Consider the following 24,057-nt stretch of genomic DNA (forward strand, 5'->3'; position numbering starts at 1 on the left):
GCTAGCTCTTCGCGCTCGTCATCAGCATGCGGTGGAACGATTTGACGATCGCCGTGCTCAGGGAATAGTCCCTGTTGATGTCGCCCGCCTTCAGCATCTCCTGCTCGAGGCTGACCGAGTTGCCGGAGTGAACGATTTCCCAGCTATCCTCTTTGCGCGTGCCCTGCGGCCGCAGCGAAGTCTCGGTCGAAGTCAAATGCAGCGGCGATGTGACGGCGAGCGCGACGACTTTCTCGTCGAGAAGCTTGCTGAACGGCTCGATGTCCTGAGCCCTGTAACCCGGCGTGTTCGCATTGGCGACATTCGACGACACCGTCGCTTGCCGCAGCGACAGCCAGCGGGCCTGCGATGAAGCGAGATCGAAAAGATAGACCGGTCCCACGGCGTCCTCAGCGTAACGAGCCAATAGACGCGGTATACGAACTCAAACTTATCCCAGGCTGACGAAATATTAACCGCTTCGCGCCGCGGGCTTGCGCGAATGCAGGAAGTAGATGATCTCGGCGACCGGACGAAAAAACTCCTGCGGGATCACGCGATCGACATGCACGGCGTCGTACATCGAACGCGCCAGCGCCTTGTCCTCCACGACCGGCACCCTGTTCTTCTCGGCGACTTCGCGGATCTTGAGTGCGACCAGATCCTGTCCCTTCGCCAGCACGGTCGGCGCCGCGTCCTCGCCGTGCTTGTATTTCAACGCGATGGCGTAGTGAGTCGGGTTTGCAATGACCAATGTCGCGCGCGGCACGGCCGCGAGCATCGACTTGCGCGCCCGATCGCGTGCAAGCGAACGCAATCGCGATTTGACGAGCGGATCGCCCTCGGCCTGCTTGAACTCGTCCTTGAGCTCCTGCCGCGTCATGCGCAACTCGCGGCGCCAATGGAAGCGGGCCCAGACAAGGTCCAGCGCCACCAAGACGATCGTCGCGATGCAGATCGTCGAGACGAGCCGCATCGCTGCCGTCAAAATCAGTTCCGGGACAGCGGCCGGATCGCCAAACATCGCATTCACGGCCCCGGCCTCCTCCGCACGCAGGACGATCATCACCACGATACTGATTGCACAGAACTTAAATGCGGATTTCCCAAACTCCACGCGCCCCTGCGCACCGAATATCCGCCCCCATCCCTGGGCGATGGAAATGCGCGACAGTTCGGGCTTGAGCCGCTCGGGCACGAGGCGCGGCGCATTCTGGAGAAATGAAGCCGCCAATCCCGCGACCGCGAGCACGATGAAGATCGGCGCCAGAAATCGCGCCGATCCCATACCAATGACGGCGATGAACTCGACCGCATCGGCACCGTTCCGCAGCCGAAACCCCGAAGGATCGTCGATCAGCCGGCTGAGCATCGTGGCGAGAGAGCGCACGCCATCCGCTGCGAGAAAGCCGAGGACGATCAGCAACGCGATCATGGTTGCGAAGATCGATGCCTCGCGAGAGACCGGGACTTTGCCCTTTTCGACGGAATCACGGATCTTCTTTTCCGTCGGTTCCTCGGTCTTACTCTCCTTGTCTGGACCCTCGGCCATTGGGGACGATTTTTAGGTGAATACCGGTTGATCGTCCTGATCGGGATTGAGCTCGATCTCTCCCCGGCCCGCCATATCCAGCGCCAGATCCGTGATCGCGCGCCGCGCGTCCGTAATCTCGCGCTGCTGTGTCGGCACGCCGGTAGCGAGTTCGTGCTCGACCAGGCGGCGCGTGCGCGAAGCAAGCGAGGAAAGGATGAGCTCGCGGAAGCTCGCATCGGTGCCCTTGAGGGCCGTGACGATGCGATCGGTCGGAATCTGATCGAAGATGAGCATCCGCGCCTTCGCCGTGAGATTGACGATGTCGTCGAAGGTGAACAGCATTCCCTTGAGGATCTCGGCCGATTTCGGGCGCGATTCCGAGAGGTTCTTCAGCGAATCCTCCATTTGACCGCGCTCCATCTTGTTGATGATGTCGGCCATTCGTGGATACGTGTCGGAGGCCAGATTGCGCGCGAAGTTGATCATGAAGTCTTCATGCATCGTCTTCTCGACGATCCGCATCGCCTCTTCGACGATGGGCTTGAGACTCAGCATGCGGCGCATGAGATCGTGACGCATGTCCGCCGGCAGCTGGCTCATGACCTTGGCGGCGCAAGCCGGCTTGACCCGCGACAGGATCAGCGCCGCCGTTTGCGGATGCTCCTTGAGCAGGTAGTTCGCCAGCATGCTCTCGGACACCGACGAAATGCGCTCCCAGATCGATTTGTTGGTGTTGCCCAACACCTCCGAGATGATGTCGTTGACCTGCTCCGGCGGCAGCACGCCGGCCAGGAGCTTCTCGAGTTCGCCGACGGTGCCGAGGATATTCGGACCCATCGAGAAATGCTGGGCGAACTCCTCGATGACCGCTTCGAGCTCGGGCGCGGAGATGGGCCGCAGATCGGCAGCCGCCCGCGTGACGATCTTGATTTCTTCGGGATCGAACTCCCGCAGCACGCCGCCGGAGAGCTCCCGGCCCATAGCCAGAAGAAGCGCGGCGACCTTCTCGGTCGCCCGCAACGGCTTGACTGCCGAGCCGTGCTTGATGGGAGCGCTGAATGACATGGGAATCGCCCGTTACGCTTCGGCGTCCCCCGTCGCCCCTCCGACGATCTCCGTCAGCGACACGCCGAAGCGCGAGTTGTCGTCTTCGACAACAACCACCGCGCCGCGCGCCACGATGCGGCCGTTCACGACGACCTCGACCGGCTCGCCGACGCGATGATCGAGCGGGATGACGGCGCCGCGCCCAAGCTTCATGAGGTCGGCGACCGGCATGGTCGCCGAACCGAGCAGCACCTGGACCGTCACCGGAATGCGCAGGATGGGTTCGAGATTCGATAGCCGGTTGGTTTCCTCGGCTGCGCGCGCGGCGAGGTCCGCGAGCTTGCCGAACGGCGTCTCCTCCGGCTGAAACGGCGCCGACGCCTTCTGCGGCGCTTCGCCGAAATCATCGAAATCGAATGGGTCCGTCATGTCGCTTGCTTTCTCGGTCGTCATGTTATTCCGCGGCCTAATTGTCTGCGCGTGGGAGGCGTCGTGGGCGGTCTGCGTCCATCAGTGCGAATGCAGCTTCGGTTTGCTCCGAAGCGGCTCTGCGCTTTCGTCGTCCGTGCAGGGAACAACGTTCCGGCCGGGCTCCGCCGCGAGGCCGCGCGCCTCGATTTCCATGATCGCCTGACGCGCCTCGTCGATTTTGTCACCCAAGGCATGCACCAGCTGCCGTCCGTCGGCGCTGAACTCACGCACCAGGGTCGCCATGTCGTCCACCGCGTCGTTCGTCTTGCCGAGGACGAATGTGAAGTCGCCCTGGCATGCGCGCAGTTTCACCAGTTCGCGATGCATCTTGGTGACCCGGATGCTGGTGAACAGCAGCGCCACCAGAAGAATGAGATCAACGAGATAGGATACCATCGATGAATTCCCGCTTTTGATCGGCCGACTCTTTGACCTGGAGCGAATAGGCGCCGTTGAGCTGACCCATCCGGCACCAGAACAAGCGTTGGTTGTTGCACTCGAGGCGCACCAGCGTGTCCGGATTCGCGTTCAGCTTGATCACCTGGCCGACGCGGAACTCCGCCACTTCGCCCAGCGTCAACATCTTCTCTTCCAGCACCGCCTTGAGGACCACTTCCGCGCGCTGGATCTCGCTATGCAGTTGCTTGCTCCAGTTCGGATCGGCGGACGCCGATTCGCCCGAGACGATCTGTGCCAGCGCCTGCCGCAGCGGATTGAGCGCGGAATGCGGGATGACGATGAACATCTCGCCGCCACGATCGAGGCCTTGGAGCAATACCTTGGCGTAGACGACCATGTTGTTCGGGCGGCCGATCGCCAGGAAGTCCATGCGGGTCTCGATGCGCTCCAGCGCAAAGGTGACGTCCGTGGCCCGCGAGAACGACGACTGCAGCGCTTTGCCGAAGCGCTCGAACAAAGCCTGCGCAAGACGCAGCTCGACGTTGGAAAAGACTCGCGTCGAGTCGAGCGGCGGCTCGGCTCCGTCCGCTCCGAACATGAGCTCGATCATCGTAAAAACGAACTCGCGGTCGAAGCCGATCAGGATACGAGAATCCCAGGCTTGCGCGTGATAGACGGCCGCGACCGCGTCTTCGTAGCGGTCGAGAACATCGGCAAGCCGGCTGCTGCCGACCGTACTCAGCCAGAAATAGGACTGCGACGGCGAGAGCGACCGCAGGCTCTCCGCGCAGAGATTCGCCATCTGGTCGAAGATCACATGCAACATCGGCATGCGTTCGACCGACAGCCCGGCGGCTCCGAGCAACTGATCGGAGCCTTGGTCCGAGCGTCCGCGCCTTGCTTCCGACATTAGGACCTCGCTCCTGCTCGCGCCATCGGTTCGACATTGCCGGTTTTCGCCGCCGGGCCCGCGATCGTCTCGTTCTCGACGACATCGATCGACGGCCGTTCGCCGGCGCTGATCATCTTGCGCCCATGCTCAACGGCGATCTGCGGCAGCGCGCCGTTCATGAAGGCCAGCAAGGTCTGCTTGATGATCACGTACATGCTGCATTGCTTTTCGCGGACCTGCTTGATCTTGAGCGCCAGCGGCGTGATCAACCCGTAGGACAGGAATATCCCTGCGAAGGTGCCGACGAGCGCGGCGCCGATCAGGCTGCCGAGCAGCTTCGGCGACTGATCGAGGGCGCCCATGGCCTTGATCACCCCGAGCACGGCGGCGACGATGCCGAGCGCCGGCAGCGCCTCGGCGACGACCATCAACGAGTTGTAGGGCTTGAGCTTGTTTCGGATGATGGTCTCGATCTCTTCGTCCATCAGCGCCTCGATCTCGTGAGGCCGGGCGCTACCCATGATGATAAGGCGGAAGTAATCGCAGACGAAATGCATCAGCGCGTCGTTGGCGAGCATCGTCGGGAAGTTCTTGAAGATCTCCGAGGACTCGGGATCGTCGATATGAGCCTCGACCTCGTTGCGGCCCTTGTTGCGCACTTCGCGCATCAGCGCATGCATGAGGCCGAGGAGGTCCAGGTAGTTCCGCTGCGTCGGCACCGTTCCGGTCACGGCCTGCATCGTCGCCACGCCGCTGTCGAGCACCACCTTCCACGGATTGGCGATCACATACGTACCGAGCGCCATACCGGCGATGATCACGAACTCCCAGGGCTGCCAAATCACGCTGAGATGACCGCCGAGCGCCGTGAAGCCACCGACCAGGCTGGCAATGGTAATGATGAAGCCGATAAGTATGCTCAAGCGCGACGCTCCGCAAAGAGGTTCACGATTCATTTAGGAATCGACGCTTTCGCGAAGCTGACATCCGGCAAGCCCGTCAGCTTCACACAAGCCTGGGCGTTGATTTTCACATCGGCTTCGCCCCCTGCATCTCCCATACAAGGCAGCGCCGCACGATGGTCTCGACAATCACCAGCTATCAGATCATCTCGAACAACCTCGGCCGCTCGTTAGAGCAGACGGCGAAGAAAGCCGATGTGGACCGCGAGACGAACTATTTTCTCGCCCATATCGGCGACGCCAAGACGATCGACGATTTTCTCGGCGATTATCGGCTTTACTCATATGCCATGAAGGCGTTCGGCCTGTCCGACATGACGTATGCAAAGGCGTTCATGCGCAAGGTCTTGACTGAGGGCGTGTCGCAAACGAACAGCTTTGCCAATAAGCTCGTCGACACGCGCTACCGCGAGTTCGCGGCAACCTTCAATTTCGCGGATTACGGCGAATACGCCACTTCGATCCCCGACGCTCAGACTAGCACGGTCACCAGATTCGTGCGGCAGGCCCTCGAAGAGAATGCGGGCGACCAGAATGAAGGGGTACGGCTTGCTCTTTATTTCGAACGCAAGGCGCCGACCATCAAGAACGCCTACCAGATACTCGCCGACAAAGCGTTGGTCCAGGTCGTCCAGACCGCGCTCGGCATTTCGACCCTGACGTCCATGGCCGACGTCGACAAACAGGCTGACATGCTGAACAAGCAAATCGACTTCGCGGACTTTCAGGACCCGGCGAAACTGAAGAAGTTCCTGCAACGCTTCTCGGTGATGTGGGACATAAATAACGGCCAGAACACCCCATCGGCCGCTTCAATCCTCATCACCCAGCCTGCTCAGACAGGAATCAGCAGCAGCATTCTTACGACGCTGCTGAACCTGCGAATCGGACGGTAATTCATGCAATCGGCTCTTTACGTCAGCCTCTCGGCACAGGTCGCGCTCGAGAAACGGCTCGAAACCATCGCCAACAACATGGCGAACATGAAGACCGCCGCCTTCCGCGCGGATGCCGTGAAGTTCGAGACGGCGATGTCGCGCGCGGCAGAAAGTCCGGTTGCCTTTGCGACGTCCGGTGAAAACTACATCTCGCGCAAGCCGGGCGCCGCGACGCCGACCGGCAACATGCTAGACGTCGCCGTTGCAGGGAGATCTTGGCTCGCCTTCATGGGCCCCGCGGGGCAGGTCTATACCCGCGACGGCCGCATGAAAATCAACCTCAACGGCGAACTGCAGAACGTCAATGGCTTTCCGATCGCCGATGCCGGCGGCGCCCCGATTATCGTCGATCCCGATGCCGGGCCGCTGACCATCAGCCGCGACGGAACGATCACGCAGCGAGGCAACCAGGTCGGCGTGCTCGGCCTGTTCGATATTCCAACGGACGCCAAATTGCAGCGCTTCGGCAACTCCGGCGTCATTCCCGATCGTCCCGCCGTGCCCGTCCTCGACTTTGTGAATACGGGCGTGGAGCAAGGCTATGTCGAGAGCTCGAACGTCGACGCGCTGACGGAACTGACGCAAATGATCACCGTCTCTCGCGCTTTCCAGGGCGTCAGCTCTCTCATCGAGAATTCCGAGGGCACGATGCAGAACGCGATTCGTACGCTCGGCGAACCGACCAAAGTCTGACGCATAAAAGCGGGGCAGGAGCGACATGAACGCGCTGGAGCGCCTGGAGTCCACGCTCGCGTCCCTCCGCAAGGACGTGCCGATGGTGCGCGTCGGCGGTGTCGTCTCCGAGGTGGCCGCGACCCACTACCGTGTCTCCGGCCTCTCGCGTCATGTGCGGCTGGGCGAGATGGTCGGGCTCGAGATCGACAACCGCATGCAATTGGGCGAAGTCGTGCGGATCGACGGCAACGGCGTTACGGCCAAGCCGTTCGACTCGCGCATCGCGGCCGGCCTCGGCCTCGTGGCCTATCGCATGCCACCGCTGGCGATTTCGCCGCATCCGAGCTGGAAAGGCCGGGTGGTGAATGCGCTTGGCGAACCGCTCGATGATTCCGGCCCGTTGCATCCCGGAGAGCGCGTCATGTCGACCGACGCCGACCCGCCAGCCGCGGTGAGCCGCACGCGCGTGCGCGCGCCTCTGCGGACAGGCGTTCGCGTGGTCGACCTTTTCACACCGCTATGCCGCGGTCAGCGGATCGGCGTTTTCGCCGGATCCGGCGTCGGCAAGACGACCTTGCTGTCCATGCTCGCGCGGAGCGCGGGCTTTGACACGGTCGTCACGGCATTGGTCGGCGAGCGCGGCCGCGAAGTGCGCGAATTTCTGGAAGAAGCGCTGACGCATCATCGTTCGCGCGCGATTACCGTCGTGTCGACGGGCGATGAAAGTCCGATGATGCGGCGCCTCGCGCCGAAGACCGCCATGACCATCGCCGAATATTTTCGTGATCGAGGCGAGTCGGTGCTGTTGATCGTCGATTCGATCACGCGGTTTGCTCACGCCGCGCGCGAGATCGCGCTTGCGGCCGGGGAGCCGGCCGTTGCCCGCGGCTACGCGCCGAGTGTTTTCACCGATCTGCCCCGCCTTCTGGAGCGCGCCGGCCCCGGTGCCGAGGGCCAGGGATCCGTCACCGGCATCTTCTCGGTCCTGGTCGACGGCGACGACCATAACGAGCCGGTCGCGGACACGGTGCGCGGTACATTGGACGGCCATATCGTGCTCGATCGCGACTTGGCCGACCAAGGGCGCTATCCCGCCGTGAACGTGCTGACGTCCGTGTCCCGTCTTGCGCAACACGTCTGGTCGGCCGAGGAGCACAATCTTTTGCGCCGGCTGCGCGCCATGATTGCCCGCTTCGAGGATACGCGCGACTTGCGCTTGATGGGCGGCTACCAACCCGGCCGCGACAACGAACTCGATCAAGCCGTGCAGCTCGTGCCGAAGATCTATGATGCAATGCGGCAGACGGCAGCCGACCCCATGTGCACTGAGCCGTTTCACGACCTGTTGAACGTGATCAAAAGCACCGTCGGCTGAGCCGATCCGATACTTGCCGGTTCACTGCGCCAATACGCACGCACGACGGTGGCCGCCGGACATTGCAGTGCACGTGGCGTCGCCCACTCCCGAGCGTCCCACCCGCCCAACAGGCCACGCGCCGTTCGTTCAGCTTTCGCATCGCACAAGTGAGTTTGCCTCAGCAACCGTCAACGCGGTTTGCAGGCACGCACTTGAAATTGCCTCTTAGGAGAGTAACAATCCAGTTAGTTATGAATGACACCGGGGCCGAACGCGATGCGAAGCAGCACCGAACGCATTCTCACCACCCACGTCGGCAGCCTGCCGCGCCCGCCAGCGCTGCATGAATTGAGCATCGCCTTGGGGAAAGGCGAACCGATCGATCCAACTCGATACGCCGGCAGCTTGCGCGACGCGGTTGTCGACATCGTGAAAAAACAGACGGATGTCGGCATCGACATTGTCGATGACGGCGAGCTGAGCAAGCCGAGCTTTATCACCTATATCAACGATCGCCTGGGCGGTTTCGAGATCGACACGGCCGACCGCAACCAGAGTCCGTGGGTCGGCTCGCGCGAAGTCCGGTCGTTCCCCGACTTCTACCGGCCTCAGCTTGCCAATGTGCACACGCGGCACACACATTTCCTCTGCACCGGCCCGGTCAAATATCGCGGCCAGCAACAGCTGGCGACCGACCTCGCGAACCTGAAAGCGGCGTTGAACGGCGCCGACGTGGTCGACGCCTTCGTTCCCGCGACCTCGGTGTCGAGCATCGAGGACTGGAACCGCAACACTTACTATAGGTCCGACGAGGAATACCTCTATGCCCTCGCCGACGCCATGCACGAGGAATATCGCGCGATCGTCGACGCCGGCTTCCTCGTCCAGGTCGACGACCCGCATCTCGTGACCTACTACGTCTGCCATCCCGACAAGAGCATGGACGAGTGCCGCAAGTGGATCGCGCTGCGCGTCGACGCGATCAACCACGCGCTACGCGGCATTCCGAAGGACCGCGTGCGCTTTCACACCTGCTACGGCATCAATTTTGGCCCGCGTGTGCACGATATCGAGGTCAAATACATCATCGACATCCTCGGCCGCCTCAATGCCGGCGCTTTCTCGTTCGAGGCGGCCAATCCGCGACATGAGCACGAATGGACGGTCTGGCGCGACGCCAAGCTGCCCGACGACGTCATCATGATCCCAGGGATGATCACCCAATCCAACGTGATGGTGGAGCATCCCGAATTGATCGCGCAAAGGCTTGGGCGCTGGGTCGATGCCTTAGGCCGCGAACGGGTGATCGCCGGGACCGATTGCGGCTTCGCGAGCTTCGCCGGCAATGACGAAATCCACGAAAGCATCGTCTGGGCGAAGTTCGAGGCCTTGGCCGAAGGCGCGCGCATCGCCTCACGGCAGACAAAACGCGCCGCTTGAATGCACACAAAACAAAATCGGGGAGAAGACGAATGCCGGCATCGCGCATCCAGACGACCACGGTGGGCTCTTATCCGGTGCCCGACTGGCTCGTGGCGCTTCCGTCCGAGCAGGCGCTGATCGACGCCACGCGTACGGTCATCCACACGCAGGAAATGGCCGGCATCGACCTCGTCTGCGACGGCGAACTGTATCGCTTCGACGTCAACCATCCCGAGACGAACGGCATGATCGAGTTTTTCGTGCGCCCGATGTCGGGCGTGCGGCGCGAGATCGGTCTCGCCGAATGGCTCGCCTTCAAGCAGTCGAAGCCGCATCATTTCCGTTCGCGGCCGCCGGCCGTTGTGGTCGGCCCGGTCGGCCCCGGCGCGCTCGATCTGCCCACGGCCTGCGCGCGGGCGAAGGCGCTGGCGACCAAGCCGCTCAAGTTCACCCTCACCGGCCCGCATATGCTGGCCAAGATGCTGCTCGACTCGCACTACAAGCACGTGTCGGAGCTGGCTTTGGCGATCGCCGACGTGCTGGCCGAACAGGTCAAGCATATCGATGCCGCCGTGATCCAGGTCGACGAAGCCAATCTTCCCGGCGCACCCGACGAATGGAAATGGGCCGCGGAAGCGATGAACCGCGTACTGCGCGCGATCCCGACGACGCCGGCGGTGCATCTGTGCTTCGGCAATTACGGCGGCCAGACGATTCAGAAAGGCGGCTGGGGCAACCTCCTCGACTATCTCAATGCCCTGCATGTCGATCACATCGTCATGGAGAACGCGCACCGGCCGGTCGAGGAACTCGAGGTGTTCAAGGGCCTGCGGCCGGAGATCGGCTTCGGCCTCGGCGTCGTCGACATCAAGCAGACCGTGGTCGAGTCGGCGGACGAGATCGCCCGCGCCATCGAGCGCGCGGACAAGGTGCTAGGCCCCGGCCGCATCAAATACATCCATCCGGACTGCGGCTTCTGGATGCTCAAGCGGGGCATCGCCGACGGCAAAATTCGCGCGCTGGCGCGCGGCCGCGACCTCTACGAGGGACGCCACTGAGGCGTCTTGAGCAGCGTAAGCTTTTCCCAATCGGGATAGGCGCCGGTGGCAAAACCGGCGCCAGCCAGCGAGCCGATCCGCAGGCGCCCGCTCTCGATCTTCACGCGCACGGCTCCATGGCTATGCACGTAAAGATCGGGATGCGCGGCCAGAAACGCCGCCTGCTCCGTCTCGGGCAGGCTCGCCATGCCATTCACATAATGATGGCCGTTGCGCTCGACATGCGTCAGGCCGATCAGATTGACGAGCGCGAGATCCTGCTGCACGGCAAGGCCGGCCTGGGTGGTCAGATCCTCACCGGTCATGAAATAGCGCCCGCCGCCGGCATTCCAGTGCGCGCAACGCGCCGCGTTCAGGATCGATTTGTAGAGGCCCTTGCAGCATTTGCTCGACACGCCTTGATAGCCGCGCGCCCGCGCACGGACGAAGGCGTCGAGGCCATCGTCCGATTCGTCGACGATCACCGGCTTGATCGCAGACAACGCTGATACGTCGCTGTCCAGCGCGTGCGACCGCGTGATCGGCTGCTCGATGAAGGCAATGCTGGCGACCAGCCGCCGCAGCGCCGGCGTCTCTGTCATCCTGCGCCACAGCATCTCGAGCGCGCCGAGGTCGTTGTACTGCTCGTTGCCGTCGAGCGAGGCGACGTAAGGCCGGTCGAGACGATCGAGGACGCTGGCGATGTCGATGAGCCGGTCGAGGTCGGCCGCGGCATTGCCGCCGACCTTGAGCTTGAAATAGGTGTGACCGTAGGTGTCGACGACCTCCTCCAGCGATTCAGGCAGGCCATCGCCGACCCGACCGGGATGCCCGGTGATGACATCTACCAGGCCAACGGTGTGCCGCGCCGCGATGCTGTCTGCCGGACGCAATCGCGCGAGGAAGCCCGAGATGTCGAAGCCCGCGAGATCGCCGAGCTGGTTCGGCAGCAAAGCAGGATCGATTCCAGCGATATTGGAGCCGACAGCGTCATAGAACGAGCAGCCTTCGATCCGGCCCAGCGCATCGAGCACGGCGCGATCGATCTGCGCGGGGCCAAAATTCGCGGTCAGCGCATTCAATCCCTGGCGCGCGCCGGCGATAATGTGCTGTTCATAGTGCGCTGCAAAGTGGCCGAACGCGGTACGCGGTGTCGGATCGTCGACATAGGCCGCGGCCGCGAGGTTGAGAGACACTCTGAGCTGGTCGAAGTTCTGCTCATTGGTCAGCGATAGATCCTTGTCGAACCATTTCGGCGCCAGCAACTCCGCCGCCCCGCCCCAAGCCGTTCTACCATCGGGATATTCGACCCGCGCGCGCACGAAACACTGCGGCGCTTCGCGCAACGTGACGACACCGAAGCGGAACGGCATGCGCAATTGCACGTCGCGCTCGTAAAGCCTCACTTCGCGAAGGCGGAAGATGGGCGCGTTCGAACCCGTCATGTCGATCTCGCGCATGCCATTGTTCAACCACGATGTTTTTGGCTTCACCCGCGCGACGCGGAGGCCACAAATAAGGCTGCCTGAATTTTTCTCTCGACCGATCTAACCAGATAGTTAAACTCGCTGGCAACCTCCCGAACACACAAAAACAGGGAGGTGCGAGGAAGCGCTAACAAGGCTGCGGCGAATGGGTCGTATTGTCAGCGTCGACATTGCGCGCGTCGACTATCCACTGGTCGGCCAGTTCAAGTTTTTCCGGACGGGCGTGCGTCCGACTGTCTTCGTGCGCCTCACGGACGAGAACGGCGTCGAAGGCTGGGGTCAGTCCGTCCCGGTCGAGACCTGGACCTATGAAACGGTCGAGTCGGTCGAGACGACGCTGCGCCATTATCTCGCATCGGCGGTGATCGGCGGCGATCCGAGCGATATCGAAGATATCCACGCGCGCATGGAGCGGGCGATCCGGCCGTCTTTCTCCGTCGGTCAGCCGGTGTGCAAAGCAGCAATCGATCTCGCCTGCTACGATCTGTGGGGCCGGCAAGCCGGACGTCCGGTCAGCGATCTGCTGGGCGGCGGCAAACGCCACGCCATCACCCTGAGCTGGACCATTAACGCGCCGACGCTCGATGGCGCAGCGCAACAAATCGAAGAAGGCCGCGCGCTCGGCTATTCCAGCTTCAACATCAAGGTCGGCTATCCGCAAAAGCCGGCTTACGACATAGATCTGGTGCGCATGGTTACAACGGCCGCACCCGACGGTTTCCATTGGTGCGACGCCAATACGAGCTACGATCTCGACACCGCACTGACGATGGCGCCGAAATTCGCCGATTTCGGCCTGCGGGCACTTGAATCGCCGCTGCCCCCGAACCGGCTACGCGACTACCGCACACTGCGACGTCAGCATGCCCTGCCGATCTTGATGGACGAAGGCATTATCTCGCCGGTCGAAACCGCTGAATTCATCGCCCTCGAAATGTTCGACGGCATCGCGATGAAAGTGGCGCGCTGCGGTGGCCTTTGGAACGCGACGCGCATCGCTTCGCTGCTGCGCGACAACAATCTGCTGCTGTTCGCATCCGGCCTGACGGATCCGGAATTGTCGATGGCCGCGTCGGCGCATTTCTTCAATCACGCCGGCCTCGAATTGCCGGCGGCGCTGAACGGACCGCAATACATTGCGGAGCGCGGTACCAGCGATCCCAACTTCCGGCCGCGCGGCGATACGTTGCGCGTGCCGACGAAGCCGGGGCTCGGCATCGCCATCGCCGACGATATCCGCGTCAAGATGAAGCCGGCCGCCCGCGCGCCGGCTCCTTTACCCGCATGAGGGCTCTGTTACGCTGACCACAACCACACGATCAACAAGGTGGGATTAGGTAGGGACGATGACGCTCGTGAGTGAGACTGCAAAATCTGCAAGCGCGACGGGCATTCAAAGCGGCTTCCATCTTCTCAGGAAGCTCACGCCTCTTGCCGGCATCCTGGCATTTCTTCTGGCATGGCAATTCTTCGTCGTGTTCTGGCAGGTGCCGGCCTATCTGCTCCCCACACCGACACAGATCGGACAGGTCTTCATCGATGAATTTCCGGAGCTGCTGCGTCACGGCTGGGTTACCGTCTATGAGATGATCGCCGGCTATGCCTTGGCCGTCGCCGTCGCCATTCCGCTCGCCATCGCCATCACATCGTCGCGGCGCTTCAACGAGTTCGTCATGCCGACGATGCTGTTCTTTCAGATTGTGCCGAAGGTCGCGATCGCACCCTTGTTCCTCGTGTGGTTCGGCGTCGGCGCGACGCCGAAGATCCTCGTGGCCTTTCTGATCTCGTTCTTTCCCATCGTGATCGATGCCGCCGTCGGTCTGCGCTCGATGTCCCCCGAGATGGGCGATCTTGCACGGTCCATGGGCGCGAGCCGCCTGCAGATATTCACCCAGTTCCGACTGCCGACCAGCCTGCCCTATCTGTTCAGCGGCTTGAAGGTGGCGGCGACGCTCGCCATCGCCGGCACGGTCGTCGGCGAGTTCGTCGGCGCCGATAAGGGCCTCGGCTATCTCTTGCTGGTGACGAACTCGAACATGCAGACGGCGCTGATGTTCGCGACGATTTTGGCGCTGACGATCATCGGCTTTGTCTTCTACTACATCGTGGAGCTGCTCGAGAGCTTCCTGATCCCATGGCACGTGACGCACCGCGTCCAGGAGACGGCGACTATGTGAGACCGTCGCAGCGGAAAGCGCGACGCCGAGAACAACAGAGCCTCGTCATCGACGGGGCCAATCCGGGGAGGAGAAGGCGATGAAACGTGCAAGTCTCGTACTGCCGCTTGTTGCAGCTTTCGCGACGCTTTCGGCATTTGCCACGTCGGCGCACGCGCAAGCACTCGACAAGTTTCCGTTCCGTCTGAACTGGACCTTATACGGCGAGCACGCGCCCTTCTTCGTGGCCCGCGACAAGGGCTTCTATAAGGAGGAAGGGCTCGACGTCGAAATCCTGGAGGGCAGCGGCTCGACCACGGTGGCACAGCTGGCCGCGAACGGGACCAATCCGGTGGCCTATGTCGACGCCGCCACCATGATGCGCGGCATCAATGCCGGCATGCCGGTCAAGGCGGTGGGCGTGACGCTGCAGCAGAGCCCGATGGCGTTCATCTATCGCGCCGACGCGGCGCGGCCGACCAAGATCGACGAGATCAAGGGCAGCCGCATCGCCATCACCGCCGGCGACGCCAGCCTTGCGATCTTCACGGCCTTCATGGGCAAGCTCAACATGCAGGTGAGCGACGTCAAGTTGATTACGGTCGCCAACCCGGCCGCGAAGGAGCAGGCCGTGCTCAACAACCAAGCCGACGCGCTGCTCGGCTACTTCATGGACCAGGGCCCGCGCATGCAGCTGCAGTCGGGCATTAAGATGGGCTGGACGCGGCTCTACGACCTCGGCGGCGTGACCACTTTGAGCAGCGCCATCATCGTCAACAACGACTGGCTGAAGGACGCCAAGAACCAGGACGTCCTGCGGCGCTTCCTGCGCGCCTCGCAGCGGGGCTGGGAATACACCGACAAGCACCGCGAGGAAGCGGCCGAAATCTTCCTCAAGCACGCCAAGGCCTTCAACATGGAAATCGCGCTGCTGGAGATCAACGGCACGATGACCATCCTGCGCACCAAGCACTCGGAAGGAAAGCCGCTGTTCTGGACGGCGAAGGAAGATTGGCAGGAAAGCCAGGACCTGCTGCAGAAGTTCGCCAAGATGCCGGAACAGCCCGACATGGCGAAGTACTACACCAACGAGTATCTGTCGGCGCCGCCCTATCTGAAGAAGTAGGCATCGCGAGAGAACGACCGCCCCGCACGGGGCGGTCGGAATGAGTTCGGTAAGAAAGGTCAGCGATGAGCGAGCCCTATATCCGCCTGTCGAACGTCGGCAAGTCGTACCAGACCAAGAACGGCGTCGTCGAAGCCTGCTCCGACATCAATCTCGACATCCGCCAGTCGGAGTTCGTGGCCATTGTCGGCCCCAGCGGCTGCGGCAAGACGACGATCATGAAGATGGTGGCGGGCCTGCAGCCCTACACCGCCGGGTCGATCACCATCGGCGGCCAGCGCGTCGACAAGCCCCAGACCGACGTCGGCATCGTGTTCCAGGAAGCCATCATGCTCGACTGGCGCGACGTGCTCGCCAACGTCATGCTGCAGATCGATATCCGCAAGATGGACCGGAAGAAGTACGAACCGGTCGCGCGCGACCTGCTCAAGGCGACGGGCCTCGCCGGCTTCGAGAACAAAAAGCCCTACGAGTTGTCCGGCGGCATGCGTCAGCGCGTGTCGATCTGCCGGGCGCTCGTGCATGGGCCCAACATGCTGATGATGGACGAGCCGTTCGGCGCGCTCGACGCGCTCACGCGCGAGCAGATCTCGATGGACATCCAGCATCTCTGGATGGAGACGCGCAAGACGGCGCTGCACATCACGCACAGCATCCCGGAAGCGGTGCTGCTTGCCGATCGGGTGGTGGTGATGGGGCCGCGGCCCGGCCGCATCGTCGAGATCATCGACATCGATCTGCCGCGGCCGCGCCGACTGGATCGGCTGCCCGAACGCTTTCACGAGTACTCGTCGCGCATCCGCGACATCTTCAAGTCGAAAGGCGTGCTGGCGATGGACTAGATTAGCTGTCGTCCCGGGCGAGCGAAGTGAGGCCCGAGACCCATACGCCGCAGCCTCTCTCCGCCTCATCCTGAGGAGCATCGCGCAGCGATGCGTCTCGAAGGATGGGGCGGCCTCATGGTTCGAGACGCGCTCCTTCGGAGCGCTCCTCACCATGAGGCCTTAATCACTTCTCCACGAACGCCTTCTCGATCACATACTGACCGGGATGGTTGCTGTTGCCTTCCGTGAAGCCCATGTCGCGCACGATGCCGACGAGGTCCTTCAGCATGGCCGGGCTGCCGCAGATCATCATGCGATCGTGTGCCGGATCGAGCGTGTCGAGGCCGGTTTCCTCAAACAGCCGACGGGTGATGATGATGTCGGTCAGTCGGCCGTGGTTGCGGAACGGCTCACGTGTTACGGTCGGATGGTAAACCAGCTTCTCGGCCACCAGTTCACCGAGGAATTCATGGCCCGGCAGGTCCTGCGTGATCAGCTTGTCGTAGGCGAGCTCAGCGATGGTACGGCAGCCGTGCACCAGCACGACCTTGTCGTAGCGCTCGTAGGTCTCCGGATCCTTGATGATGCTCAGGAACGGCGCGAGGCCGGTGCCCGTCGCCATCAGATAGAGATTGCGACCCGGCGTCAGATTGGCGAGCACGAGCGTGCCGGTCGGCTTACCGTTGACCAGGATGCGGTCGCCGACTTTCACATGTTGCAGGCGCGATGTGAGCGGTCCGTCCGGCACCTTGATCGAGAAGAACTCGAGCTGCTCTTCGTAATTGGCGCTCGCCAGGCTATAGGCGCGCAACAGCGGGCGTCCGTCGACCTCGAGCCCGATCATCGCGAACTGGCCGTTCTGGAAACGGAAGCCCGCGTTCCGGGTGGTGGTGAAGGTGAACAGGCTTTCGGTCCAGTGATGGACGCTGGTGACCTCTTCGTGGCTGATCGCGCTCATGTGCAATCGTCCCGTTTAAATAGCGGATTGCGTTGACAGTCCGGCTCTCGACCAGATATAACTAACTAGATAATTATTCAACACCGACATGGTCGAACAATGCCGGTTGTGAACTTGCCTACACAGGCGGGGGGAACGGAGGCCTACCGGTTAAAGGGCCCGCAGGCGTGGAACGGCCATGGCCGTCCGGCCTTCGATCGTATCGCGCTCGCCGCCGCTCACGTCGTTGCCAACCCGCGCGCCGACGTTGATCCCTGGCTGACGGCGGCGATCGACTGGGACGCCACCATCGACTACCGCCGCCATCTCTGGCGCCTCGGTCTCGGCGTCGCCGAAGCCATGGACACCGCGCAACGCGGTGGTGGACTGGATTGGCCGAACGCGCTCAAGCTCATCCAGCTCTCGGTTGAAGCCGCCCGCGATATTCCCGGCGCTGCCGTGTTCTCCGGCGTCGGCACCGATCAACTGGCCCCCTCGTCACAAGTTGCGCTCGACGACGTCATCCGCGCCTACGAGCAGCAGATCGAGGCCGTCGAAGCCGCCGGCGGCCGCATCATCTTGATGGCCTCGCGCGCGCTGGTCGTCGCTGCGAAGTCGCCCGACGATTACACCAAGGTCTACGATCGCATTCTGCGGCAGGTGCGCGAGCCGGTCATCATCCACTGGCTCGGCGAGATGTTCGACCCGGCGCTCAAGGGCTATTGGGGCCACGCCGACCACCACGCGGCGATGGATGTCTGCGTCGACATCATCGGCGACAACGCGTCGAAGGTCGACGGCATCAAGCTGTCGCTGCTCGACAAGGACAAGGAAATCCGCCTGCGCCGCAAGCTGCCGCAAGGCGTGCGCTGCTACACCGGCGACGACTTCAATTTCGCGGAGCTGATCGCCGGCGACGCGCAGGGCTATTCCGATGCCCTCCTCGGCATCTTCGACGTCATCGCCCCGGCGGCCTCCGCCGCGCTCGCGGCCCATGCTCGCGGCGATCTCGATCAATACTGGAAAATCTTCGAACCGACGGTGCCGCTGTCGCGCCATCTCTTCAAGGCGCCGACGCAGTTCTACAAAACCGGCGTCGTTTTCCTCGCTTATCTCAACGGACACCAGTCGCATTTCGTCATGGTCGGCGGGCAGCAGAGCGCCCGCTCGCTCATGCACCTGGTCGAGGCGTTCAAGCTGGCCGACGCCGCCGGCCTGATCCGCGATCCCGATCTCGCCGCGTCGCGCCTGAACGATCTCATGCGCACTTACGGCATCGCTGCATAGCCATGGCCCCGCGCGTCGTCACCGCGGACGAGTTTGCCAAACTGGTGGCCAGCAACGACACGCTGCTGATCGGCGGTTCCGGCGCGGGCCATTCGGTGCCGGATACGTTGATCGGCGCCATCGCCAAGCGCTTCAAGAGCGACGGCGAGCCGCGCAATCTCACCACCGTGCATCCGGTCGGCCTCGGCGACCGGGCCGAGCGCGGCATCGGCCATCTCGCGCATCCCGGTCTGTTGAAGCGCGTGGTGTGCGGCACGTTGGTCGACTCGCCGCCGGTCGAGCGCATGGCGGCCGCGAACGAAATCGAAGCCTACACCCTGCCGCAAGGTTGCCTGTCGCAGTTGACGCGCGAGATGGCGTCGGGCCGGCCCGGCCTCGTCACGCATGTCGGGCTCGACACCTTCGTCGATCCGCGTCACGGCGGCGGCAAGCAGAGCGCCAAGGCGCAGGAAGACCTCGTCGAACTGATCAAGGTCGGCGGCCAGGAGTATTTGTTCTTCAAGCCGTTCAAGGTCGACATCGCGCTCATCCGCGGCACCACCGCGGATGAAGACGGCAACATCACCATGGAGCACGAGGCCGTCTTCGGCGAGATGATCTCCATGGCGCAAGCGGCGCGCCGTTGCGGCGGCCTCGTCGTCGCGCAGGTCAAGCGCATGGCGCTGCGCGGCACGCTGCCGCCGAAGCAGGTGAAGGTGCCGGGCATGCTGGTCGACCTGATCGTGGTCGATCCCGGCCAGACGCAGACCTTCTTCACCGTGCACGACCCCGCTTACGCCGGCGAGATGAAGGTGCCGCTCACCAGCATCGCCGCGCTGCCCTTCGCGATGCGCAAGGTGGTGGCGCGGCGCGCGGCATTCGAATTATTCCCCGGCGCCATCTGCAATCTCGGCTCCGGCATTTCCACCGGCATCGCCTCGATCGCCGCGGAAGAGAACGCGCTCGACGCCGTCGTGCTCACCAACGAGCAGGGCCTGATCGGCGGCGCGCCGGCGACCGGCAATGAGCCTGGCGCCGGACGCAACTACCAGGCGATGGTCGACCAGCCCTACCAGTTCGACTTCTATGATGGCGGCGGACTCGATCTGGCGTTCCTGTCCTTCGCCGAAGTCGACGAGCACTGCAACGTGAATGTCAGCCGCTTCGGCGACCGCATCGTCGGACCCGGCGGCTTCATCAACATCAGCCAGAACGCCAAGACGATGATCTTCTCCGGCACCTTTACCGCCGGCGGTCTCGACATCGGCTGGCCGAATGGCGTGACCGACATCCGCAAGGAAGGCGCCGAGAAGAAATTCGTGCGCGCCGTCGAGCAGGTGACGTATTCGGGGGCGCTCGCCGCCAAGAACGGCCAGCGCGCGCTCTATGTCACCGAACGTGCCGTGTTCACCCGCAATGCGGCCGGCCGCCTCGAGTTGATCGAGATCGCGCCGGCCGTGGATGTGGCGCGTGACGTGATCGCCCAGATGCAGTTCAAGCCGGATATATCGCCTGATTTGAAGGAGATGGATGCCCGCATTTTCAGCCCCGAGCGCATGGGCCTAGCCGATATAATCGCCGCCAACCGGCGGCCGATTCGGTCCGAACGGCTGGCCAAGCTTGCAAGTACGGAGGCTCATTGATGGCGGTAGCGGCTACTCCAAAGGCGAAGCGCGCGGGCGCGGCCAAATCCAAGGCACGACTCGAACCGGTGCGTGACGCCGAGCGCACGCAGCAGGCCATTCTGGCCGCGGCCGAGGCTGAATTCGCGAGCAAGGGCCTCGCGGGCGCGCGCGTCGACGTAATCGCCGAGCAGGCGGGCGCGAACAAGCGCATGATGTATTACTACTTCGGCTCGAAGGACGATCTCTATCTGGCCGTGCTCGAGCGCGCCTACGGCGCCATGCGCGAGAAGGAACGCGACCTCAATCTCGCCGACCTCGATCCGCTCGAAGCGATCAAGACCCTCGTCCATTTCAAATTCGATTATTACGTCGAGCATCAGAGCATCATTTCTCTGCTCGCCGGCGAAAACCTGTCGGGCGCCACGTTCCTCAAGCGGTCGCGCAAGCTGCGCGACATGCAGACGTCGCTGGTCGGCGTCATTCAGCGCGTGCTGGCCGCGGGCGAAGCGAAAGGCGTGATCCGGAAGGGCCTCGATCCGCTGCATCTTTATCTGTCGATCTCGGCGCTGGGCTATTTCTATTTCTCGAACGCCGCCACGCTTTCTGTCGCCTTCGGCCGGCAGCTCTTGAGCGCACCGGAGCGCAACGAGCGGCGCCAGCACTGCGTGGATGTCATCATGTCATACGTCACGGCGCGGTGAACCGCCGGGCGCGTTGCGCATAAAAAGTAAGGGAGGAACGTATGAAGTTCGGCGATTATCCCAAGGCTGGCTCGCTCGATGGCGTCGCCGGATTTCGCAATTACGTCTCCTCGCTCGGTCTCGACATGCCCTGCGACGATATCGTGGCGCATGGGCCGCAGGCGCCCTTGAACGCGCCAGTCGAAATCGACGGCATGAAGATCGGCCATCGCCTTGCCATCCAGCCGATGGAAGGCTGGGACTGCGAGCGCGACGGCCGCCCCTCCGAGAATACCAAACGCCGCTGGCGCCGCTTCGGCCTGTCGGGGGCCAAGCTGTTGTGGGGCGGCGAAGCCTGCGCCGTGCGGCCGGACGGGCGCGCCAATCCGAAGCAGCTCGTGATGACCGAGCAATCGATCGGCGATATCGCGAAGATGCGCGAGAGCGTCATCGACGCGCACAAGGAAGCGACGGGCGGCGACGGCAGCGATGTCGTCATCGGTCTCCAGCTCACGCATTCGGGGCGCTTCTGCAAGCCGAACGACAACACCAAGTTCGAGTCGATCATCGCCTATCGGCATCCCCTGCTCGACCGCAAGTTCGGCGTACCGGCTGACCGCGCGCCGATCAGCGACGACGAGATCAAGAGACTGGTCGGGGATTTCGTCATCGCGGCCAAGCGCGCGCAACAATGCGGCTTCGACTTCGTCGACATCAAGCATTGCCATGGCTATCTGGCGCACGAGTTCCTGAGCGCGGTCGACCGCCCCGGCCCTTACGGCGGCAGTCTCGAGAACCGCACGCGCTTCCTGCGTGAGGTCGTGGAAGGCATCCGCGCCGAGGCGCCCGGCTTGAAGATGGGCGTGCGCCTCTCCGCCATCGACTCGGTGCCGTTCAAGCCGGATCCGGCACGCTCGGCGCCGGGCGCACTCGGCCCGGGCATTCCCGAAGAACACGCGCTGCCCTATCGCTATGCTTTCGGCGCCAATCCCGACAACCCGCTCGAATACGATCTCACCGAGACCAAGGCGCTGCTCGAAATCATGCGCGGGCTCGGCATCCGTTTCCTCAACGTCACGGCCGCCAGCCCTTACTATAACCCGCACATCATCCGGCCGGCGCTCTATCCGCCGTCCGACGGCTATCATCCGCCGGAGGATCCGTTCGTCGGCGTCATGCGCCAGCTCGAAGTGGTGCGCGACCTCAAGAAGGCGTTCCCGGACTTCTGCTTCATGGGCAGCGGCTACACCTACCTGCAGGAGTTCTTCCCGAACGTTGCGCAGGCCGTGGTGAGCCGCGGCTGGGTCGACCTGGTCGGTCTCGGCCGCATGGTGCTGGCCTATCCGGAATTGCCGCTCGATATTCTGCAGGGCAAGCCGCTGCAGAAGAAGCGCTACTGCCGCACCTTCAGCGACTGCACGACGGCGCCGCGCAACGGCATCGTCTCCGGCTGCTATCCGCTCGACGCGCACTACAAGAAGTCCCCGGAGTTCAAGCAGCTCGCAACGGTGAAGAAGGCGGTTGCGAGCTGACGCCATGGCCGCGCCGCGCAACCTTGCGCTTCTCGGCACCGGCATCATGGGCGCGCATATGGCGCGCCGGCTGGCGCAAGCCGGCTTTGTCACCACGGCATGGAACCGTGATCGCGCCAAGGCCGAGAAGCTCACACCCTTTGGCGTAAGCGTTGCCGACGCGCCCTCGGCCGCGTGCGAAGAAGCCGACGTCGTCATCGTCATGCTGAGCAACGGCCCGGTGGTCGAAGAGGTGCTGTTCTCGGCGGACGCCGGCGGGCGCGTGCCAGCGGACGTAATGAAGCCCGGCGCGACCGTGATCGTGATGAGCTCGATCCCGGTCGAGACCTGCCAGGCGCAAGCGCCGCGCTTTGCGGCGCGCAATGTCGGCTATATCGATGCGCCTGTGTCCGGCGGCGAGCCGGGCGCGCACGACGGCACCTTGGCGATCATGGCGGGCGGTGACGCCACGCTGGTGGAAGGCCTTGCCGACGTCTTCGCGCCGATGGGCCGTGTCACCCGCATCGGTCCGGTCGGCACGGGCCAGATGACCAAGCTCGCCAACCAGATCATCGTCGGCGGCACCATGGCGGCGGTGGCCGAAGCCTTGCACTTCGCCACCAAAGGCGGCGCCGATCCCGCCGCCGTGCGTCAGGCGCTGATGGGCGGCTTCGCGGACTCGAAGATCCTCAACATTCATGGCGCGCGCATGGTGGCGCGCGATTTCGTGCCCGGCGGCCCGGCCGAATATCAGTTGAAGGATATGCGCACCGCACAGACGCTGGCGGCCAAGAACGGCCTCCGTTTCACGCTGCTCGACTGTCTCGTCGGCATGTTCGGCAGCATGGTCGACCGCTTCGGCACGGGGCTCGACGTGTCCGGCATCCTGCGCGAGGTCGAGCATCGCGCCGACGGCAAGGAGAAGCCATGAGTGGCCGTATCGCGCTCAGCGTGGCGGATGGCATTGCCCGCATCCTCATCGATCGCCCCGACAAGATGAATGCGATCACGCCGGAGATGACGCTTGAGTTGCTGCGCGTCTGCCGCGAAGTCGACGACAATCGCGACGTTCGCGTTGCGACGATCATGGGAGCGGGCGAGCGCGCCTTCTCGGCCGGCAGCGACCTCAACGTGCTCGCCGATTTGACCGACGTCCTCGCCTTCCGCGACCGCATCGAATATGCGGCGCTTGTGCGCGACATCCGCAAACCCGTGATCGCGGGCTTGAAAGGCTGGGTGCTCGGCGGCGGCATGGAGATCGCCATCGCCGCCGATATCCGGATCGCCGGCCGCAGCGCCAAGATCGGCGGGCCGGAGGTGACGCGCGGCTGGATCGGCGGCGGCGGCGCGTCGCAGATGCTGCCGCGCATCATCGGCATCGGACGCTCCATGCGCATGCTGCTCACCGGCGACCCGATCGATGCGGAAACCGCATGGCGCATCGGCCTCGTCGAGGACGTGGTCGAGGATGCCGCGGTCGAGGCGCGTGTGACGGAGATGGCGAAGAAGATCGCTTCGTTCAGTCCGGTCGCGACGCAGGCGGTGAAGGCCGGCGTGCGCGCGGCGCAATCGATGTCGCTGGAGCAAGGGTTGCGTTACGAGAACGAGCTGCACACGATCTGCATGTCGGATAAGGCACGGATCGAAGGCATCAAGGCCTTCCAGGAAAAGCGCGAAGGGAAGTTTTGACGGCTTGCCGTCAAAATCTCACCTCAGCCTGAGGCGCGAGCGC

General features: G+C 63.3%; 24 protein-coding genes. 15 read left to right on the forward strand and 9 right to left on the reverse strand.

Annotated elements, in window-relative coordinates; all coding sequences use genetic code 11:
* Nucleotide 1 precedes the first annotated feature (1 nt).
* The 7 genes from flgB to motA form a co-directional block, all read right to left on the reverse strand.
* Nucleotides 2-382: a flagellar basal body rod protein FlgB gene (gene flgB / locus DW352_RS15165; protein ID WP_115692123.1), complete on the reverse strand. Its 381-nt coding sequence runs from the start codon at nucleotides 380-382 to the stop codon at nucleotides 2-4.
* Nucleotides 383-451: 69 nt separating this feature from the next.
* A complete protein-coding gene (flhB, locus tag DW352_RS15170; protein ID WP_115692124.1) occupies nucleotides 452-1,531 on the reverse strand; it encodes a flagellar biosynthesis protein FlhB in 1,080 nt (359 codons plus the stop codon).
* 12 nt (nucleotides 1,532-1,543) lie between these two features.
* Nucleotides 1,544-2,578, reverse strand: coding sequence for a flagellar motor switch protein FliG (locus tag DW352_RS15175; protein WP_115692125.1), 1,035 nt, complete (start codon nucleotides 2,576-2,578; stop codon nucleotides 1,544-1,546).
* A 12-nt stretch (nucleotides 2,579-2,590) separates the two neighbouring features.
* Nucleotides 2,591-2,989 (reverse strand): flagellar motor switch protein FliN, encoded by a 399-nt coding sequence (gene fliN, locus DW352_RS15180; RefSeq protein ID WP_115694427.1) that lies wholly within the window; start codon nucleotides 2,987-2,989, stop codon nucleotides 2,591-2,593.
* Nucleotides 2,990-3,070: 81 nt separating this feature from the next.
* Nucleotides 3,071-3,394 (reverse strand): hypothetical protein, encoded by a 324-nt coding sequence (locus DW352_RS15185; RefSeq protein ID WP_210209838.1) that lies wholly within the window; start codon nucleotides 3,392-3,394, stop codon nucleotides 3,071-3,073.
* A gap of 13 nt (nucleotides 3,395-3,407) precedes the next feature.
* Nucleotides 3,408-4,340, reverse strand: coding sequence for a flagellar motor switch protein FliM (locus DW352_RS15190; protein ID WP_115692126.1), 933 nt, complete (start codon nucleotides 4,338-4,340; stop codon nucleotides 3,408-3,410).
* Entirely contained in the window at nucleotides 4,340-5,245 is a 906-nt protein-coding gene (motA, locus tag DW352_RS15195) for a flagellar motor stator protein MotA (RefSeq protein WP_115692127.1), read from the reverse strand. The genes DW352_RS15190 and motA overlap by 1 nt, the downstream gene beginning before the upstream one ends.
* Nucleotides 5,246-5,400: 155 nt before the next feature.
* Here motA and DW352_RS15200 point away from each other — a divergent pair, with 155 nt between their 5' ends.
* The 5 genes from DW352_RS15200 (at nucleotide 5,401) to DW352_RS15220 (ending at nucleotide 10,734) form a co-directional block, all read left to right on the forward strand.
* The gene (locus DW352_RS15200; protein ID WP_115692128.1) at nucleotides 5,401-6,180 is read left to right on the forward strand and encodes a DUF1217 domain-containing protein; all 780 of its coding nucleotides are present in this window, start codon (nucleotides 5,401-5,403) and stop codon (nucleotides 6,178-6,180) included.
* 3 nt (nucleotides 6,181-6,183) lie between these two features.
* Complete coding sequence (flgF, locus tag DW352_RS15205; protein ID WP_115692129.1) at nucleotides 6,184-6,915, forward strand: flagellar basal-body rod protein FlgF; 732 nt, start codon at nucleotides 6,184-6,186, stop codon at nucleotides 6,913-6,915.
* A gap of 25 nt (nucleotides 6,916-6,940) precedes the next feature.
* Nucleotides 6,941-8,272 (forward strand): flagellar protein export ATPase FliI, encoded by a 1,332-nt coding sequence (gene fliI, locus DW352_RS15210; protein WP_115692130.1) that lies wholly within the window; start codon nucleotides 6,941-6,943, stop codon nucleotides 8,270-8,272.
* 258 nt (nucleotides 8,273-8,530) lie between these two features.
* Nucleotides 8,531-9,694 carry a cobalamin-independent methionine synthase II family protein gene (locus tag DW352_RS15215; protein ID WP_162826986.1) on the forward strand — a complete coding sequence of 388 codons (1,164 nt, stop codon included), beginning with the start codon at nucleotides 8,531-8,533 and terminating at the stop codon, nucleotides 9,692-9,694.
* Between the two features lie 32 nt (nucleotides 9,695-9,726).
* On the forward strand, nucleotides 9,727-10,734 hold the full coding sequence (locus tag DW352_RS15220) for a cobalamin-independent methionine synthase II family protein (RefSeq protein WP_115692132.1): 1,008 nt from the start codon (nucleotides 9,727-9,729) through the stop codon (nucleotides 10,732-10,734).
* On the opposite strand, the gene DW352_RS15225 is transcribed toward DW352_RS15220, so the two are convergent.
* On the reverse strand, nucleotides 10,716-12,173 hold the full coding sequence (locus tag DW352_RS15225) for an enolase-like domain-containing protein (RefSeq protein WP_210209839.1): 1,458 nt from the start codon (nucleotides 12,171-12,173) through the stop codon (nucleotides 10,716-10,718). The genes DW352_RS15220 and DW352_RS15225 overlap by 19 nt on opposite strands.
* 172 nt (nucleotides 12,174-12,345) lie before the next feature.
* On the opposite strand from DW352_RS15225, the gene DW352_RS15230 reads away from it, so the two are divergent.
* The 4 genes from DW352_RS15230 to DW352_RS15245 all read left to right on the forward strand — a co-directional run bounded on the left by DW352_RS15230 (nucleotide 12,346) and on the right by DW352_RS15245 (nucleotide 16,324).
* Complete coding sequence (locus DW352_RS15230; RefSeq protein ID WP_115692133.1) at nucleotides 12,346-13,488, forward strand: mandelate racemase/muconate lactonizing enzyme family protein; 1,143 nt, start codon at nucleotides 12,346-12,348, stop codon at nucleotides 13,486-13,488.
* Between the two features lie 67 nt (nucleotides 13,489-13,555).
* Nucleotides 13,556-14,377 (forward strand): ABC transporter permease, encoded by an 822-nt coding sequence (locus DW352_RS15235; RefSeq protein WP_162826987.1) that lies wholly within the window; start codon nucleotides 13,556-13,558, stop codon nucleotides 14,375-14,377.
* Nucleotides 14,378-14,456: 79 nt separating this feature from the next.
* Nucleotides 14,457-15,482, forward strand: a complete 1,026-nt coding sequence (locus DW352_RS15240; RefSeq protein WP_115692135.1) for an ABC transporter substrate-binding protein — start codon at nucleotides 14,457-14,459, stop codon at nucleotides 15,480-15,482.
* A 65-nt stretch (nucleotides 15,483-15,547) separates the two neighbouring features.
* The gene (locus DW352_RS15245) at nucleotides 15,548-16,324 is read left to right on the forward strand and encodes an ABC transporter ATP-binding protein (RefSeq protein WP_115692136.1); all 777 of its coding nucleotides are present in this window, start codon (nucleotides 15,548-15,550) and stop codon (nucleotides 16,322-16,324) included.
* A 166-nt stretch (nucleotides 16,325-16,490) separates the two neighbouring features.
* On the opposite strand, the gene DW352_RS15250 is transcribed toward DW352_RS15245, so the two are convergent.
* A complete protein-coding gene (locus tag DW352_RS15250; protein ID WP_115692137.1) occupies nucleotides 16,491-17,264 on the reverse strand; it encodes a ferredoxin--NADP reductase in 774 nt (257 codons plus the stop codon).
* A gap of 99 nt (nucleotides 17,265-17,363) precedes the next feature.
* On the opposite strand from DW352_RS15250, the gene DW352_RS15255 reads away from it, so the two are divergent.
* Genes DW352_RS15255 through DW352_RS15280 form a run of 6 tightly spaced genes read left to right on the forward strand, consistent with a single transcriptional unit; the run spans nucleotide 17,364 to nucleotide 24,014 of the window.
* Nucleotides 17,364-18,530 carry a dihydrodipicolinate synthase family protein gene (locus DW352_RS15255; protein WP_115692138.1) on the forward strand — a complete coding sequence of 389 codons (1,167 nt, stop codon included), beginning with the start codon at nucleotides 17,364-17,366 and terminating at the stop codon, nucleotides 18,528-18,530.
* A 2-nt stretch (nucleotides 18,531-18,532) separates the two neighbouring features.
* Nucleotides 18,533-20,152, forward strand: a complete 1,620-nt coding sequence (locus DW352_RS15260; protein WP_115692139.1) for an acyl CoA:acetate/3-ketoacid CoA transferase — start codon at nucleotides 18,533-18,535, stop codon at nucleotides 20,150-20,152.
* Complete coding sequence (locus DW352_RS15265) at nucleotides 20,152-20,835, forward strand: TetR/AcrR family transcriptional regulator (protein WP_115692140.1); 684 nt, start codon at nucleotides 20,152-20,154, stop codon at nucleotides 20,833-20,835. The genes DW352_RS15260 and DW352_RS15265 overlap by 1 nt, the downstream gene beginning before the upstream one ends.
* Nucleotides 20,836-20,876: 41 nt before the next feature.
* The gene (locus DW352_RS15270; RefSeq protein ID WP_115692141.1) at nucleotides 20,877-22,346 is read left to right on the forward strand and encodes an oxidoreductase; all 1,470 of its coding nucleotides are present in this window, start codon (nucleotides 20,877-20,879) and stop codon (nucleotides 22,344-22,346) included.
* A gap of 4 nt (nucleotides 22,347-22,350) precedes the next feature.
* A complete protein-coding gene (locus tag DW352_RS15275) occupies nucleotides 22,351-23,256 on the forward strand; it encodes an NAD(P)-dependent oxidoreductase (RefSeq protein WP_115692142.1) in 906 nt (301 codons plus the stop codon).
* Nucleotides 23,253-24,014 (forward strand): enoyl-CoA hydratase/isomerase family protein, encoded by a 762-nt coding sequence (locus tag DW352_RS15280; RefSeq protein WP_115692143.1) that lies wholly within the window; start codon nucleotides 23,253-23,255, stop codon nucleotides 24,012-24,014. Before DW352_RS15275 ends, DW352_RS15280 begins: the two co-directional genes overlap by 4 nt.
* Nucleotides 24,015-24,057 lie beyond the last annotated feature (43 nt).

The sequence above is a fragment of the Pseudolabrys taiwanensis genome (genome assembly GCF_003367395.1).
Classification (GTDB): Bacteria; Pseudomonadota; Alphaproteobacteria; order Rhizobiales; family Xanthobacteraceae; genus Pseudolabrys; species Pseudolabrys taiwanensis.

Coding starts and splice junctions, on each gene's coding strand:
- fliN (WP_115694427.1), bottom strand. CDS start 2,989: ATGACGGACCCATTCGATTTCGATGATTTCGGCGAAGCGCCGCAGAAG.
- DW352_RS15270 (WP_115692141.1), top strand. CDS start 20,877: ATGAAGTTCGGCGATTATCCCAAGGCTGGCTCGCTCGATGGCGTCGCC.
- DW352_RS15255 (WP_115692138.1), top strand. CDS start 17,364: ATGCCGGTTGTGAACTTGCCTACACAGGCGGGGGGAACGGAGGCCTAC.
- DW352_RS15190 (WP_115692126.1), bottom strand. CDS start 4,340: ATGTCGGAAGCAAGGCGCGGACGCTCGGACCAAGGCTCCGATCAGTTG.
- flhB (WP_115692124.1), bottom strand. CDS start 1,531: ATGGCCGAGGGTCCAGACAAGGAGAGTAAGACCGAGGAACCGACGGAA.
- DW352_RS15280 (WP_115692143.1), top strand. CDS start 23,253: ATGAGTGGCCGTATCGCGCTCAGCGTGGCGGATGGCATTGCCCGCATC.
- DW352_RS15215 (WP_162826986.1), top strand. CDS start 8,531: ATGCGAAGCAGCACCGAACGCATTCTCACCACCCACGTCGGCAGCCTG.
- DW352_RS15260 (WP_115692139.1), top strand. CDS start 18,533: ATGGCCCCGCGCGTCGTCACCGCGGACGAGTTTGCCAAACTGGTGGCC.
- DW352_RS15220 (WP_115692132.1), top strand. CDS start 9,727: ATGCCGGCATCGCGCATCCAGACGACCACGGTGGGCTCTTATCCGGTG.
- DW352_RS15240 (WP_115692135.1), top strand. CDS start 14,457: ATGAAACGTGCAAGTCTCGTACTGCCGCTTGTTGCAGCTTTCGCGACG.
- DW352_RS15245 (WP_115692136.1), top strand. CDS start 15,548: ATGAGCGAGCCCTATATCCGCCTGTCGAACGTCGGCAAGTCGTACCAG.
- fliI (WP_115692130.1), top strand. CDS start 6,941: ATGAACGCGCTGGAGCGCCTGGAGTCCACGCTCGCGTCCCTCCGCAAG.
- flgF (WP_115692129.1), top strand. CDS start 6,184: ATGCAATCGGCTCTTTACGTCAGCCTCTCGGCACAGGTCGCGCTCGAG.
- DW352_RS15175 (WP_115692125.1), bottom strand. CDS start 2,578: ATGTCATTCAGCGCTCCCATCAAGCACGGCTCGGCAGTCAAGCCGTTG.
- DW352_RS15230 (WP_115692133.1), top strand. CDS start 12,346: ATGGGTCGTATTGTCAGCGTCGACATTGCGCGCGTCGACTATCCACTG.
- DW352_RS15250 (WP_115692137.1), bottom strand. CDS start 17,264: ATGAGCGCGATCAGCCACGAAGAGGTCACCAGCGTCCATCACTGGACC.
- DW352_RS15200 (WP_115692128.1), top strand. CDS start 5,401: ATGGTCTCGACAATCACCAGCTATCAGATCATCTCGAACAACCTCGGC.
- DW352_RS15265 (WP_115692140.1), top strand. CDS start 20,152: ATGGCGGTAGCGGCTACTCCAAAGGCGAAGCGCGCGGGCGCGGCCAAA.
- DW352_RS15275 (WP_115692142.1), top strand. CDS start 22,351: ATGGCCGCGCCGCGCAACCTTGCGCTTCTCGGCACCGGCATCATGGGC.
- DW352_RS15225 (WP_210209839.1), bottom strand. CDS start 12,173: ATGCGCGAGATCGACATGACGGGTTCGAACGCGCCCATCTTCCGCCTT.